The organism is Streptomyces sp. NPDC048496 (assembly GCF_043200055.1).
Lineage (GTDB): Bacteria > Actinomycetota > Actinomycetes > Streptomycetales > Streptomycetaceae > Streptomyces.
In genome coordinates this window covers 16,258-30,340 of the sequence record NZ_JBICXB010000057.1, presented here as the reverse complement: position 1 = coordinate 30,340, position 14,083 = coordinate 16,258, and the positions used below count along the sequence as shown (strand labels likewise).

The following is a 14,083-nucleotide window of genomic DNA, read 5'->3' as shown; positions in this document are numbered from 1 at the left end:
GTGGAGCCATGAATCCCACCGCAAGACCGCCCGAACCAAGACCATCGAGGACCTCATCGCAGCGTAATCAACCGGCCACCCGACAGGCTCTCAGGCAGCGGCCTCGCGAAGACCGGGGGACGACAACGCCGGGGTGCCGTACGGCACCCCGGCGTGACATCGAGGGCGAGGAAAGCGAAGGGACTAGTTTCAGGAGAGGAATGAGAAGGAAGTCCGTTCATGGCCTCGCTGGGATCAACGGTAGCAGTCAGCCGGGGATCAGGTCGCGCAGATTTTCCGGGGTGATGATCACAGAATCCGGGTGCAGTCCCTCCGGGCGTTCCAGGCCGATGTACGTGACCGGGCCGTCCGGGACCGTCTCGCCGTCCCACAGCGTGGTGGCCGTGGCGCGGCCGCCCATCAGGTCGGTGAGGTACCGGACCGTGAGGTAGTCGCGCTCGACGATGCCGCGCAGCAGCGTCGCGACCGACACCCGGTTTCCCTCGACCCGGTTGGAAGCCGGGTTGCCCTTGAGGTAGAGGTGCAGCCATTTCGCGCGCCAGCGGCCGTCGCGCCCGCGCAGGAACGCCAGCGGCAGCGCCACCCTGCCCGGGCCGCGCAGCTCCGACTTCATGCGTACGGTGCGCGCCTCGAAGGGACGGCCCTGCTGTTCGGCGTCGCGCAGCATGAAGCCGAAGAACGACTCCTCGACCTCCTCGAAGCCCTCTCCCGAGAAGATGTTGACCTGCGGGACGATGAAGGTGCCGCGCACAGCCCCCAGGCGCAGGTTGATGAACTCCGAGGCGCCGTCGGGCGCGTCGGTGATATCCCCGGAGTGCTCGCCCTCGACCTGCGTGAGCGCGGTGTACGACAGCCAGCCGACGGTCCCGTACGAGGCATTCAGGAGCAGCGCGGACAGGTCGAAGTCGGTGGTGCGGCTGGTCTGTTTCCAGTGGACGAAGAACCGGAGCAGTTCCCCGTCGACCGGGGAGAGGGAGCCGCGGGGCAGCACGCCGAGCCCGGCGGCCGTGGCCTTGCCGCTGAGCGGGAGCGCGACGTCGAGGACGTCGGGGTCGATCAGCAGGTGCCCCGGCTCCGGGAGGCGGCGTCGCGTCTCGGCGTCCAGGGCTGTGATCAGGCGTTTGCGCTCGGGCGCCGGCACGGGTGGGCGGGTGTCGGTGGTGACCCAGGCGCGGCCGAGGCGGTTGACGAAGACGCGGAGCTCGCCCGTCTCCTCGGTCCGGTTGTGGAAGTGCTCACGGACCGACAGCAGGACCTGGCCGGAAGCCTGCGGGACGACCTGCTCTGCGGCGGCCACGACGGCGTCGCGCTCGTCCTGGGTGCGACACGCGCGCATCAGACGGTCCAGGGAGCGGAACAGCTTGCCCGGGGCGGCCGTCAGCAGCCGTGCCGCGCCGGTGACGTCGTTCGCGCCGAGCAGCTCCTCGATGCGGCTGTCGAAGGAGCGGGCCTCCTTCTCGCCCCGGGCGACGGCGAACACGTCGGCGGCGTGCGGCCAGCGCGGGTACTCGTGCGGGTGGAGGCGCTCACCGAGGCGCTTGAACGCCTCGCGGTGCGCGGTGACGTCGGCAAGCTTGGCGGGGGCCGCGGCGACGACCGCGTCGAGGCCGGCGAGCAGGGCACGGCGGACCGGTCGCGGCAGCGACCGGAACCGGGTCGGTTCCACGAGGGTCACGTCGCCGTCCGACAGCGCGCAGGCCAGGCGGAGCACGTCGGTGACGGTGTCCAGAAGGAGGTCCGCGCCGGCGTCGAGGCGGGCGAGGTTGACGAGGGCGCGGTTCTCCCGGACCGGGATCGCCTCGGGCTGGGGGCCGTCGACGCAGTGCCCGGCGAGCGCGCCGAGGTCGCGCAGGCCTTCCTCGCCCAGCGGGGTGGTGCTGCCCGCCAGGGCCAGATACAGGGCGGTGACCTCGTCGTCCAGGGCGCCGCCCAGGTGCAGGACCGTCATGCGGTCGCCCCAGGCGGCGATCAGCTCGTCGTGCGCGGCGAGCATCTCGGCGTACGTGTGCTGGTAGTTGCCGTACGACGGGAGCGTCAGCAGGTCGACCACGCCGGTGCGCAGCTGGGCGAGCGTGCTCTCGCGCGACGCGTCGTCGGCGAGCGCCTCGGCGATGCACCGCATCCAGAAGTCGAACGTGTCCGGCACGTTGGCGGGGAAGTCGACGAAGTAGACGTTGTGCTGGACGTGGTCGCCGGCCATCTCGCGGACGGTGTCCAGTGTGCGCACGGCGGTGTCGACGACCGTCTCCTCGGCCAGGCCCGACAGATGCTCCAGCAGGTTCGCCGAGAGCTTGAAGCCCACGGACATCAGCGCGGCGTCGAACTGCCGCGCTGCGGCGCCTCCCTGCCCAGCGGGCCCGGCGGGGGCGGGGATGCGATACGTGTGCCGGATGACTGTGGGTTCGAGACGCTGGGGCATTCGGGCAGGGTCCCAGAACCGCGCGGGCCGACGCATTCGGGTTTTCGAGCACGGCGTGCACCAGTCGGCGGGCTGAGCGCTTCGCAGGAAGCGGGGCCGACGGGCGACGCCTGTTTCTGTCACCGCCTCTGAGCCGGGGCGGGTCTCAGAACGACGGTTCCTCACCCGCCAGTAGGGCCCGTCCGAGCGGGGTCAGGCTGTGCAGGACGGACAGGCCCGTCCGGGCGGTGTCCACCAGTCCGGCGTTCCGCAGGACGGTGGCGTGCTGGCTGGCCGTTGCCAAGGAGATCCCGGCACGTCCGGCGAGCTCGGTCGTGGTGGCCGGGATGCGCAGAACGGCGAGCACGGCTGCCCTTGTCCGGCCCAGCAGTGGTCCCAGCACGTCGCACGAGAAGGCCGGCTCCTCGGCGAGAAGCATCGGATGGACCAGGACCGTCGGCTTCTCCGGCCGGTACATCACCATGGCGCCCACTGCGAACCAGGACGGTACGAGCAGCAGTCCGCGGCCGCACAGCGCGATGTCGTGCCGGGACGTCGACGGGAGAGTCAGTACGGGCGCCTGCCAGCTCCATGTGGGGCTGAGCGTGGTGAGCAGGGCGTCGACCCCGCCGCGTAGCAGCGTCTCGGCGCGCACCGCCCGGTCGGCCATGGCGTCGGCTCTCACCCGCGGCCACAGCGGGGCGACCGCCGAGGTGAAGTACCCCTGGAGGTCGCGCTGCAGGGCCCGCCGCGCCGCCGGTGAGCCGTTCGCGAGCTCTCGCGCCCATCGGCTCGGCTGCTCCAGGAAACCGTTGTGCCCAGGCGTGTCCGCCAGACCCAGATCCAGGGCCAGCTGTTCGGCGGGGACGGCGGTGACGAGGTCGAGTGCGGTGGCGAAGTCCCGGGCCGTCGGCTGTTGAAGGAAGTCCGGCAGAAAACCGTTGCGGGGAACCAGGTCGAGCAGGACACCGGGCCGGGGGCGGGTGTCCTGCATCGCTTTGTGCCACTGGGTAAGGGCGGGGCGCGTGGGGCCCCCGGTGGGCGTTCCGCCCCGCAGACGGCGCACGCTGAGCGCCGTTTCCAGCAGGGCGTCGGGAGCCTGGGCCACCGTGACCCGGCGCAGGTCGGCGTCGGAGAAGTGTAAGCGGATCACGCCGCCTGATTATCGGTCCGGCCATGCCTTTCCGCGAGAGCCGAAAGGCGATGCGGCCGGATCGCGTATCGGCCAGGCTCCCGTGAGGCACGCCGGTCCACGAACTCCTGGAGGTCCCCACGATGCGCGCCGCCTCACGATTGCTCTGTCTCTTCGCCGCCGTTCTGGCCGCCGTCTTCGGCGCTACGCCCGAGCGGGCCGTCGCCCGCCCGCTGCCTCGCACCTACGTCGTCTCCGACGCCCCCGGCGTCCTGCCGGAGGGGATCGCCGTCGACCAGGACGGCACCGTGTACGTGTCCTCCGACGGCACCGGCGCGCTGTACCGCGGCCATGTCCGTGACTCTCGCCTGGATGTGTTCCGTGCCGAGGGAATCGAAAGCCGCCCTAGTTCCCTCGGCGTGCACACCGACAGGCACGGGTGGGTGTTCTCGGTGGGCGGCGCTGTCCTGACCGTCCACGACCGCAACGGGAGGCTGCTGGCCGAACGTACGGCCGAGCCCGGTCCGCTCGGCCCGCCGCATCTCAACGACCTGGTGATCACGAAGGACGCCGTCTACGTCACGGACTGGGCCAATCCTGTGGTCCTGCGGGCCCCTCTCCAAAACGGCCGCCCGGGGCGGCTCGAACCGTGGCTGGACATCCGGTCCGCGTTCCCGCAGTTCCCGGCGCAGTACTGGCTGCTCAACGGCATTGTGGCGGACCGCTCGGGCAAGACTCTGCTGGTGTCGTCCAACGGAACCGAGGCGGTCTGGCGGGTGGACACCGCGACGCGCGTGATCGAGCAACTGCACCTGGATGATGAGTCGTTCGGGGCGGACGGGATGCTGCTGTCGGGCCGGACGCTGTACGCCGTGCTCAACTACGGTGCCCCGCACGGCGTGTACATCGCCGAGCTGGACGAGGAGCTGCGCACGGGGACGGTGACCGCACGGATCACCGGCGAGCCGTTCGACCTGCCCACCACGCTCGCCCGGCACGGCTGCCGACTGTACGTCGTCAACAGCCAGCTGGATGACCCTCCGGGCTCGCCCCCCTACACGGTCAGCGCGATCGACGACCCGACCTGCCCGCGCCGCTGACGGGTGCCCGCCGCACGGCCCGTATCGACCCGATGCCCGGCGGGGAGGACCGGTCGGACTGATCACGCCCGCAGCCCGACCGGTCCGACCGTCATCGGGCTCTCATGGCCGCCGCTCCGCCGGAATGCGCTGTCGGGCGGACGGGCCCGGACCGTCGGCGACCATGCGGCCCCACTGCTCGGCGAAAGCCCCCCAGAGCGTGCGCAGCCGCTTCTCCTCGCGCCCCACCTCGGCAACGATCCCGCTCGGTTCAAGGCCCAGGGCGTGCAGCGAGCCGACGTCCTGCGTACCCCAGGTGCGTATGTCGTCGGCCAGCACTTCGGGGTGGAACTGAACACCGTTCCTAACCAGTGTGCGTGAGTGAGTCCTGTACCCACTGTTGCGTACTGGGCGCATCCCGAACGGTGTTGGATGCGCTGGGTTCCCGCTTTCGCTTCCCGCTCGGCGCTGGCCCTCCGGGGGGCCGGTCCGTTGTGGGCGGGCGGGTTCCCTCGCGCCCGCGGGCGGCCGGTCCGGCCTGGACGGTCCGATGCCCCGCACGATCACTCCGGTCGCGTGGGGGCGGTGCCGTCCTTCCCCAAGCTCTCAACTCCGTTCGAGCAGGGGATACCCCATCCCGGATCGGGTGCCCGAGGGCGCGTCGTCCGATCGCGATGCCCGCGGCATCGTGACGGGACATCTTCCGGTGCGGGGTGGCCAGCGGCTTCTGCCAGTGCTGGGCACCCCACTGGGAGGTGTAGGCCGGATCCACCGCGACAATGCTCAGGCCGTGTTCGGCGGCCATCGACACCAGCCGGGCCTTGATCTTTCCGGTGGGCATGCCGGAGATGAGCTGCCGGAACCGCTTCCGGCGGCCGTGCTTCTCGCGGGTCTTCTCGGCGGTGAAGTCGAGGTCTTCGATGCCGATCGCCGTGATCCCGACACGCCTCGCCCAGTTGATCAACCCAGTGAGGGCGTGGCGGATCTGTGCGTCGCGGTGACCGGCGGTTCCGGACAGGTCGTAGGGGAAGCGGTGCGGGTCACCGATGGGGTTGCCGTGCCACCGTTGCCGTCGTGGCGGGCGCTGACCTCGGGGCCTGCGGCGCCGGCCCGGCCGGCGAGCCGGCGCAGGAAGCCGTTGGGGCCGTGCACGGTGAAGTCGTAGGCGCCGTGGGCGTCCGCGGGGACGTTCCGGACGCCGGAGAGCGAGTGCCCTGAACCGGCGGTGTACGTCCACGGACCGGAGGCGTCCGTCACGGCAGCGGGTCAGGGTGGCGGCGAGCCGGTCCGGGTGCCGGCGGACGGGCTGGTTGCCGGTTGCGCTCGCCGGTTTCTCCTCCAGGGGGCCGGGCGCGCGAATCCGGCTGCGCGTGCGCGGGTCGGGCGTCGCAGGGCAGGCGGGACGTCACGGCCACGCCCGGGCCCGCAGGCCGGGATCGGTTGCGGCTGCGGCCCGGCGGCCACCGTCTGCCTACGCCGGACCCACCGGCGCCGCGTCCGGGCCCGTCTGGCGGGCCAGCGGGTTGTTGCCGATCGAGTTGTGGACGCTGAAGCTCACCGCGCCGGAGCGGTACCGGTCGTCGGACCACTCGACCGGGCGGCCCTCGCGGGTGGTCGTGACCCGGCGCACCCGCAGCAGCGGACTCGTCCGGCGCGCGCCCAGCAGTTCGGCGTCCTGCGCGCCCGCCGCGACCGCGTCGATCAGATGCTCGCCGTACGCGAAGACCAGTCCCGTGTCCGCGAACAGCCGTTGCGTCACCGACGGACAGTCCGCCTCGATGCGCTCGACAGCCGGGGCGATCCAGTCCGCGTACACCGTCCGTTCCAGCAGCACCGGTTCCCCGTCCAGGCCACGCAGCCTCAGGACGTGGAGCAGCGGCACGCCGACCGGCGTCTGGAGGCGTACCGAGTCCTGGGCGGTCGCGGGGCGGTACTGCGAGGACACCACCCGGCCGGTCGCCGTACGGCCCATCGCGCGCGCCCACTGGGCGAAGCTGCGCAGCTCGGCGAAGCTCTGGTTGCGGCGGCTGGCGAGCACGACGCGCCGCGCGCCCTGCCGGGACCCGATCAGCCCCTCCGACGTCAGGGCGGCGACGGCCTGGCGGACGGTGCCGCGCGAGACGCCGTAGCGGGCGGCGAGTTCCGTTTCCGGGAGCAGCCGGCTGCCCACCGCGTACTCCTCGCGATCGATCGCCCGGCGCAACTCCTCGGCGATCTCCTCGTGTCGGGCTGTCATGGTCCCCTCTCGTGCTGTGCGCGGTGTGCAGGTGAACCAGCGTAGACGAGACGGGGAGGGGACCGTTCTCCCGGAAAGCATCCGGAAAGTGTCCAGAAGAATGGGGGCCGGAGTTGCCCCCTTGTTCACCGAGGCGACATCGAGGACGTGCCTACTGAGGCCAACTTGTTCGAACAAGTTCTTCAAACAAGTTCTCTGTCGAGCCCCTGCGGGATTCACCGTCCGGGGGCGCCACCCCAGGAGAGATCGTGACCGTGTCCCTGCCCAGGATCGCCGTCCTCACCGGCGGCCTCGCCGTCGCCGCACTCGGCCTCAGCGCCTGTGGCGCAGCCACCAGCCAGTCCGCTGCCACTCCCGACGGCAGGACGGCCGCCACGGCAACGTCCGCGACGGACTTCGGCGGCATGGACAGCCTCGTCGCCGCGGCGAAGAAGGAGGGCACGCTGCACGCCATGGCTCTGCCCCGCGACTGGGCCAACTACGGCGCGCTGATTGACGGCTTCGCCAAGAAGTACGGCATCAAGGTCGAGGTCGAGAACCCCGACGGCAGCAGCCAGGACGAGATCAACGCGGTCACCTCGCGCAAGGGCCAGGACCGTGCCCCCGACGTGCTGGACCTGGGCAGCTCGTTCGCGCTGAGCGGGGCCCAGCAGGGACTGTTCGCCCCGTACAAGGTCGCCTCGTACGACGGCATACCGGCCGCGCAGAAGGACCCGCAGGCGCGCTGGTACAACGACTACGGCGGCTACGTCTCCATCGGCTGCGACGCCAAGCGTGTCAAGCACTGCCCCACCACCTTCAAGGATCTCCTGGGGGCCGAGTACAAGGGCAAGGTCGCGCTCAACGGCAACCCGACCAAGTCCGGCTCCGCGTTCGGCGGCGTCTGGGCGGCGGCCCTGGCGAACGGCGGTTCCCTCGACGAGATCCAGCCGGGACTGGACTTCTTCGCCCAGCTGAAGAACAACGGCAACTACACGCCGGTCGAGTCGACCCCGGCAACCATCGAGAAGGGCGAGACGCCCATCAGCATCGACTGGGACTACCTCAACGCCGGCTACGCCGACGAGTTCAAGGGCAAGGGGGTCGACTGGAAGGTCTCCGTCCCGTCCGACGGCCGGTACGCGCAGTACTACTCGCAGGCCATCACCAAGGACGCGCCGCACCCTGCCGCCGCCCGCCTGTGGCAGGAGTACCTGTACAGCGCCGAGGGCCAGAACCTCTGGCTGGGGGGCTACGCCCGCCCGGCGCTGATGCCCGCCATGGAGAAGGCCGGGACGCTCGACAAGGACGCCGCCGCCAAGCTGCCCGAGGTCTCCGGCACGGTCGCGTTCCCGACCGAGGCCCAGCAGAACAAGGCCAAGGGCATCATCGCCCAGGGCTGGGGCAAGGCCGTCTCGGGATGACCTGCGGCATGACTGTCACTTCTGCGCCTGCCCGCGTCGGCGCCGCGCCCGGCGCACCCTGCGGTCGGCGGCGCCGGCGCGCCGGGTGGCTCGCCGTCGTTCCGTTGCTCGTCTTCGTGGCGATCGTCTTCGGGATCCCGGCCCTGGCCATGCTGAACGGGGCCTTCACCGTCAAGGACCCGGTCACCGGCGCCACGTCCTACACCACCGCCAATCTGACCGCGTCGCTGCACGGTGCCTATCTGACGGCGCTCCTGGGCAGCGTCAAGCTGTCCGCCGTCTCGGCGGCCATCGGTACGCTCCTGGGGCTGCTGCTCGCCCAGGCCGTGGTGGTCTCCCGCTTCCGCGCACTGCGCGAGGCCGTACTCACCGCCTCCGGGGTGCTCGCGAACTTCGGCGGTGTCCCGCTCGCCTTCGCCTTCGTCGCGACGCTCGGCAACTCCGGCGTCCTCACAGGCCGCCTGGGCCTCGCCGACACGGGCTGGACCCTGTACAGCTTCTGGGGTCTGACCCTGACGTACCTCTATTTCCTGATCCCGCTGATGGTTCTCACCATCACGCCCGCTCTTGACGGGTTGCGCTCCCAGTGGCGCGAGGCCGCACAGAACAACGGCGCCACGCATGCCCAGTACTGGCGGCACGTCGCGCTGCCGGTGCTCGCGCCGTCGCTGCTCGGCGGCCTGGTGCTGCTGTTCGGCAGCGCGTTCGCCGCCTACGCCACCGCCGCCGCGATGGTCGGCAGCTCGGTCCCGCTGGTCACGCTGCAGATCGCCGACGCCATCTCCGGCAACGTCCTGGTCGGCCAGGAGAACGTGGCGCTGGCCCTCAGCCTCGACATGGTCCTCGTCGCGGGCCTGGTGATGGCCGTGTACCTGCCCCTGCAACGACGGAGCGCGCGATGGCTCGCCTGAACACCGCCTTCCGCCCCTGGCGGGCCGCGGTACTCGCCGTCGCCGCGCTGTACTTCCTGGTGCCGCTGGCAGCCTCCGTCATCTTCACGGTCGACGTGCCGGGTCAGGGCCTGAACGTCGACGCGTATGCGCAGATCCTGGGCACCGACGGCTTCCTGCCCAGCCTGGTGCTCTCCCTCGAACTGGCCGCCGCCACGATCGCGGTCGTTCTGCTGCTGATGGTGCCCGCCATGGTCGCGCTGCGGCTCGGCGCACCCCGGCTGCGGCCCGTCGTCGAGGTCGTCTGCTCGCTGCCGCTGATCGTCCCGCCGATCGCGTTCGTCGCCGGGATCGGAACGGTCCTCAAGTGGGGTCCCGAGTACCTCGCGGCGACGCCGCTCTTCCAGACGTTCGTCGCGCTCCAGAACCCTGACTTCCCGGTCGTGCTCGTCCTTGCCTACGTCGTGATGGCTCTGCCGTTCGTCCACCGTGCCCTTGACGCGGGGCTGCGCGCGGTCGACGTGCGTACGCTCGTCGAGGCCGCGCGCAGCTGCGGCGCCGGCTGGCCGCAGGCCCTCGTCCGCGCGGTGCTGCCGAATCTGCGCGGCGCGCTGCTGAATGCGGCGTTCCTCACGCTGGCGCTCGTGCTGGGCGAGTTCACGGTCGCCCAGCTCCTCGGCTTCCAGCCGTTCGCCGTCTGGATCTACAGCATCGGCGGCTCGCAGGCCCAAATGTCCGTCGCCGTGTCCGTGCTCAGCCTGTTCATGACCTGGGCACTCCTGCTGGCCGTCGCCACCCTCGGCGGCCGCCGCACCCCCTCCCGTACCGCCTCCCAGGGATGACCCCCACCATGACGATCACCACGCAGGAGAAGGCTGCCGCGACCGGCGCCGCAACCGTCGAATTCCGCGGTATGCGCCGCAGGTTCGGCGCGACCGTCGCCCTCGACGGTCTCGACCTGACCGCGCGGCCCGGTGAACTCCTCGCCCTGCTCGGCCCGTCCGGCTGCGGCAAGACCACCGCACTGCGGATGCTCGCCGGGTTCGAACACCCGGACTCCGGCGAGGTCCTCGTCGACGGCGAGGACGTGACCGGGGTGCCGGCCCACCGCCGCGACGCCGGGATGGTCTTCCAGTCGTACAGCCTCTTCCCGCACCTCAGCGCGCTCGACAACGTCGCGTTCGGGATGCGCATGCGCAAGGTTCGAACGGCCGAGAGGCGCGAGCGCGCCGCCGAGCTGCTGGAGCTGGTCGGCCTCGGGGACCTGGGGACACGCTTCCCGCACCAGCTCTCCGGCGGGCAGCAGCAGCGCGTCGCGCTCGCCCGCGCGCTCGCGCTGCGCCCACGGGTCCTGCTGCTCGACGAACCGCTGTCCGCGCTCGACGCCAAGGTACGGCTGACGCTCCGCGAGGAGATCCGCCGCCTGCAGCAGGAACTCGCCATCACCACACTCTTCGTGACACATGATCAGGAAGAGGCGCTCTCGATGGCCGACCGGGTCGCCGTGATGCGCGCGGGGCGGCTGGAGCAGTGCGCGGCCCCCGCCGAGCTGTACGCGCGGCCCGCCACCGCGTTCGTCGCCGAGTTCGTCGGCACCATGAGCCGGATCCCAGGCGTCCTCGACGCCGAGCGCACCACGGTGACAGTCCTGGGACGACGGCTGCCGGTGGACGGCCGGCCGGGCGAGAGCAACGACGTGGACGTCCTCGTACGGCCCGAGGCCGTCCGGCTCACCGCGAACGACACCGGCAACGGCCAGGTCGTCGCCACCGCCTTCCTCGGCGCCGCCACCCGCGTCACCGTCCGCCTCGCCGACGGCACCGAGATCAAGGCCGACCTGCAGACGCACGAGGCAGCGGCGCTCGCCCCGGGCGCCGCCGTGACCGTCACCCTCCCGGACCGGCCGGTGCTGGTCGCGGCGCGCCGCGGCTGAGCCCCGGCGCCCGCCGCATACCCATGCCCGCAGGACGTCTGCGGTCGTACCGCCCTGCAGTCCTGCGGTCGTACCGCCCTGCAGCCCTGCGGTACGCCAGCACCCGTACCACGCCGACCCGCTGAAAGAGACCTCCGTGACGCGCCCCCGCACCACCCCCGTCCAGCCACCCCTGCTGAAGGCCGTGCTCTTCGACATGGACGGCACCCTCGTGGACACCGAGCAGCTGTGGTGGGCGGCCGTCGACGAGGTGGCCGCCCAGCTGGGGTACGCGCTCACCGAAGCCGACCAGCCCGATGTGCTGGGCCGCCCCGTGGAGCACACGGCGAAGATGCTGGGCCGGGCCGCCGGCGCACCGGTCGGCGCGGTCGCCGCCGAGCTCCACCGGAGGTTCGCGGCCCGGGTGCGTGCCGACGTCGTGCCGCGCCCCGGCGCGGTCGAACTGCTCGTGGCGCTGCGCGGCGAGGGCGTTCCCACCGCCCTTGTCACGGCCTCGCCGCGGCACGTCGCCGACACCGTCGTGAAGGCCCTGGAGTCGCTGGGCGCGGGCCGGTTCACCACCACGGTCACCGCCGACGACACGCTGCGCACGAAACCCGACCCCGACCCGTACCTCGCCGCCTGCCAGGTCCTGGGTGTGGCCCCGTCCGCCTGTGTGGCCGTGGAGGACACTCCCACGGGCGTCGCTTCGGCGGAGGCGGCGGGCTGCCACGTCCTCGTGGTCCCGTCCGTCGCCCCGATCGAACCGGCGGCCCGGCGCACGGTTCTCGGGAGCCTGGAGGAGGCGTCCCCGGGGCTGCTGAGTGCGCTGGTGCGCGCCGGGGTGCCGGGGCCGCGTGCGCTCGGCGAGCCGGCGCCGGCTCAGGGGACACGTGTCCCGGACGGGCCCGCCACTGCCCCTCCCGCAAGGCGCCGCCATGCTCCGCCACCGCACCCTCGGCCGGGAGCGTGACCCGGCCTTCGCTGCTGCCCTTCCCCGGAGCAAGTGGCGTGCGCGGCCGGCAGATCACACCGCTGCGACGCGGCCCGGGGCACACAGTCGGGCAGTCGGGCAGCCGGGCAGCCGGGCAGCCGGTGGACTCGAGCAGCCCGCCGGACCGTTGAAGGTGTGTCCCAGCGATCCGTCCACTGCTGTGGGCTGTCGCTGCCGGTGGTGGGCGGCAGCGGGCGCGCGCACGGCTTGGCCCGCCGCCCTGGTGGCGGTTGCGGGGTCAGGGCGTCCCGTCCAGGGCCTGGACGGCCGCCTTGGCCGCCTTCTCCACCAGCTGGACACCGTCCGCCATGCTGACGCTGCCCCGCGACAGCACCGCCACCAGGCGGTCGTGTCCGTCCACCCGGACCAGACCGATGCTGTTGACGTCCCAGCGGCCCGTCGCGGTCCGCTGCAGCCAGCCGTTCTTCAGGCCGGTGACGGGGCCGGCCGCCGAAACGCCCCAGTCCTGGCCTGCCGCTATGCCGCCCATGAGGCCGCGCACGTAGGCCCGGGACGCCTGGTCCAGTGGGGAGTCGGTACCGAAGACGGCGCTCAGCAGGGCGAGCTGATCGGACGCGGTGGTCTGGGTGAGCCCCCAGTGCCCGTCGCCGCCGCCGGTCGTGCCGGTCAGGCCGAGCCTGCGGTTGGCGGCGTTCAGGCCCGGCGCCTCACCGATCACGCGCCACAGCGCGTCGGCGGACGCGTTGTCACTGATCCGGATCATCGACGCGGCGGACGCCTTCTCCTGCGCCGTGAGCCCGCGGTGCTGGTCCTGGGCCTGGAGCAGCAGGGCCGCCAGGATGTCGACCTTCACAATGCTCGCCGTGTCGTACGTCGTCCCCGCCCGCACGCCGTACCGTGCCGCGCGCCCGTCGGCCGGATCGAGCACCGCCACCGAGAGCGAGGCGGGGGTGGCCGCCACGACCGGCACGAGCCGCCGGGACAGCGCCTGGTCAGGAGCCACACCGGTCCCGGCGGTCCGCAGGGCCGCCACGGACACCGACGGCGAGTGCGCCACCGCGGCGGACGCGGGCGGCGGCGCGAGGACCGCGGCCGGCCGGGCGATGCCGGGCACCGCCCCCGCCGCCGGGCCCGACCGCGGGACGGTCCGCGCCCTGTCGGCCTCGGCCGCGTCGGCGAAGCCGCCCGTCGCCGCCCAGCCGGTCATGACGAGCGCGAGTGTGGCCAGGGCGTAGCGCGAAGGGTGGCGCCGGGCGAACGTGACGACCAGCGGAGCGAACAAACGGCGAGACATGGCGCGAGGATAAGAAGACCATCCGTGAAATAGCTATGGCCCACGTAACAGCTGCGTGACCCGGTTCGTGATTCCGCACACATCGCCCATAAATGGACTCTGTGGAAGTAGCGCTCAATGAGGTCATTGATGAACTTTCCGTGCGGGTCCAGCCGCTCATGGCGACCATGAAAGGCGCGCTGCCGTCGAGTCGATGAGCGCGGCCGGCCAGTCGGTGGCCGCGGCTTCGCCGGCGGGCGCGTCCCGTGATGCCGCCGGTCCCGCGCTGCGGCTGCCGGCCGCAGGGGCGGCGCCGGCCGGGCTCCTCCCCCACGACGGACGGGGTGACAGAACGGCCGCGGAAGAAGCCCCCGGGCCGGTGGGGTCGCCGATGCCCTGCAGGAGCGGACGAGGCTTTCCAGGACCAGGCCGTGCGCGGCGAGGTGGCCGGCGAGCGCCGGCGGTCCGGTCCGGCGGGCTGCGCGGACTCGCCGGGTCACACGAGTCCCGTCCCGTAGGCGGGGACGACGGCCTGGGCCGGTCGCGCGGGGTCAGCTTGCGCGAGGACGTGGCGGGCGGCTTCCGGGCCGTCGGTGTCCGGCGGGCGGATGTCCGTGAGTACGACATCGGGCCGCAGGCGGCGCACCGCTTCGACGGCCCCGGCTCCGTCCGCGGCCTCGCCGGCCACGTTGATGCCGCCGGCGGTCAGGATCAGGCGGAATACGAGAGCGGCGTGCCACCGCCCTGTGCGGGTGGTGGCACGCCGGACCAAAAGGGCGGCACGCCGGGGTCAGAAGGTGCGCCC

General features: G+C 72.2%; 12 protein-coding genes and 2 pseudogenes. 6 read left to right on the top strand and 8 right to left on the bottom strand.

From position 1 onward, the window contains the following. Positions 1-247: 247 nt before the first annotated feature. Positions 248-2,419, bottom strand: a complete 2,172-nt coding sequence (locus tag ACGFSA_RS30960) for a hypothetical protein (protein WP_393309352.1) — start codon at positions 2,417-2,419, stop codon at positions 248-250. Between the two features lie 145 nt (positions 2,420-2,564). Next, on the bottom strand, positions 2,565-3,551 hold the full coding sequence (locus ACGFSA_RS30955; RefSeq protein WP_393309351.1) for a winged helix-turn-helix domain-containing protein: 987 nt from the start codon (positions 3,549-3,551) through the stop codon (positions 2,565-2,567). A gap of 122 nt (positions 3,552-3,673) precedes the next feature. Between ACGFSA_RS30955 and ACGFSA_RS30950 the strand changes: the two genes are divergently transcribed. Beyond that, complete coding sequence (locus tag ACGFSA_RS30950; protein WP_393309350.1) at positions 3,674-4,630, top strand: SMP-30/gluconolactonase/LRE family protein; 957 nt, start codon at positions 3,674-3,676, stop codon at positions 4,628-4,630. A 102-nt stretch (positions 4,631-4,732) separates the two neighbouring features. On the opposite strand, the gene ACGFSA_RS30945 is transcribed toward ACGFSA_RS30950, so the two are convergent. The 4 genes and pseudogenes from ACGFSA_RS30945 to ACGFSA_RS30930 form a co-directional block, all read right to left on the bottom strand. Next, positions 4,733-4,948 carry a hypothetical protein gene (locus ACGFSA_RS30945; RefSeq protein WP_393309349.1) on the bottom strand — a complete coding sequence of 72 codons (216 nt, stop codon included), beginning with the start codon at positions 4,946-4,948 and terminating at the stop codon, positions 4,733-4,735. Between the two features lie 25 nt (positions 4,949-4,973). Further along, a pseudogene (locus ACGFSA_RS30940) lies at positions 4,974-5,669 on the bottom strand (IS200/IS605 family accessory protein TnpB-related protein); the annotation flags it as partial. Further along, positions 5,570-5,866 carry a phospholipase domain-containing protein gene (locus ACGFSA_RS30935; RefSeq protein ID WP_393309348.1) on the bottom strand — a complete coding sequence of 99 codons (297 nt, stop codon included), beginning with the start codon at positions 5,864-5,866 and terminating at the stop codon, positions 5,570-5,572. The gene ACGFSA_RS30935 and the pseudogene ACGFSA_RS30940, both read right to left, overlap by 100 nt. A 214-nt stretch (positions 5,867-6,080) precedes the next feature. Further along, positions 6,081-6,845: a GntR family transcriptional regulator gene (locus ACGFSA_RS30930; protein WP_393309347.1), complete on the bottom strand. Its 765-nt coding sequence runs from the start codon at positions 6,843-6,845 to the stop codon at positions 6,081-6,083. Between the two features lie 248 nt (positions 6,846-7,093). Here ACGFSA_RS30930 and ACGFSA_RS30925 point away from each other — a divergent pair, with 248 nt between their 5' ends. From ACGFSA_RS30925 to ACGFSA_RS30905, 5 genes and pseudogenes are all read left to right on the top strand, one after another. Next, on the top strand, positions 7,094-8,248 hold the full coding sequence (locus ACGFSA_RS30925; RefSeq protein WP_393309346.1) for an ABC transporter substrate-binding protein: 1,155 nt from the start codon (positions 7,094-7,096) through the stop codon (positions 8,246-8,248). Between the two features lie 8 nt (positions 8,249-8,256). Next, positions 8,257-9,159: an ABC transporter permease gene (locus tag ACGFSA_RS30920; RefSeq protein ID WP_393309345.1), complete on the top strand. Its 903-nt coding sequence runs from the start codon at positions 8,257-8,259 to the stop codon at positions 9,157-9,159. Continuing rightward, positions 9,147-9,980, top strand: coding sequence for an ABC transporter permease (locus ACGFSA_RS30915; protein WP_393309344.1), 834 nt, complete (start codon positions 9,147-9,149; stop codon positions 9,978-9,980). The genes ACGFSA_RS30920 and ACGFSA_RS30915 overlap by 13 nt, the downstream gene beginning before the upstream one ends. 8 nt (positions 9,981-9,988) lie before the next feature. After that, positions 9,989-11,071 (top strand): ABC transporter ATP-binding protein, encoded by a 1,083-nt coding sequence (locus ACGFSA_RS30910; protein ID WP_393309343.1) that lies wholly within the window; start codon positions 9,989-9,991, stop codon positions 11,069-11,071. Positions 11,072-11,192: 121 nt separating this feature from the next. Then, positions 11,193-11,885 (top strand): annotated as a pseudogene (locus tag ACGFSA_RS30905) (HAD family hydrolase); the annotation flags it as partial. A gap of 397 nt (positions 11,886-12,282) precedes the next feature. Here ACGFSA_RS30905 and ACGFSA_RS30900 read toward each other — a convergent pair. Then, a complete protein-coding gene (locus tag ACGFSA_RS30900) occupies positions 12,283-13,299 on the bottom strand; it encodes a serine hydrolase (protein WP_393309342.1) in 1,017 nt (338 codons plus the stop codon). 475 nt (positions 13,300-13,774) lie between these two features. Continuing rightward, entirely contained in the window at positions 13,775-14,050 is a 276-nt protein-coding gene (locus ACGFSA_RS30895) for a response regulator (RefSeq protein WP_393309341.1), read from the bottom strand. Positions 14,051-14,083: the final 33 nt, after the last annotated feature.

Coding starts and splice junctions, on each gene's coding strand:
- ACGFSA_RS30960 (WP_393309352.1), bottom strand. CDS start 2,419: ATGCCCCAGCGTCTCGAACCCACAGTCATCCGGCACACGTATCGCATC.
- ACGFSA_RS30950 (WP_393309350.1), top strand. CDS start 3,674: ATGCGCGCCGCCTCACGATTGCTCTGTCTCTTCGCCGCCGTTCTGGCC.
- ACGFSA_RS30930 (WP_393309347.1), bottom strand. CDS start 6,845: ATGACAGCCCGACACGAGGAGATCGCCGAGGAGTTGCGCCGGGCGATC.
- ACGFSA_RS30920 (WP_393309345.1), top strand. CDS start 8,257: ATGACTGTCACTTCTGCGCCTGCCCGCGTCGGCGCCGCGCCCGGCGCA.
- ACGFSA_RS30915 (WP_393309344.1), top strand. CDS start 9,147: ATGGCTCGCCTGAACACCGCCTTCCGCCCCTGGCGGGCCGCGGTACTC.
- ACGFSA_RS30910 (WP_393309343.1), top strand. CDS start 9,989: ATGACGATCACCACGCAGGAGAAGGCTGCCGCGACCGGCGCCGCAACC.
- ACGFSA_RS30900 (WP_393309342.1), bottom strand. CDS start 13,299: ATGTCTCGCCGTTTGTTCGCTCCGCTGGTCGTCACGTTCGCCCGGCGC.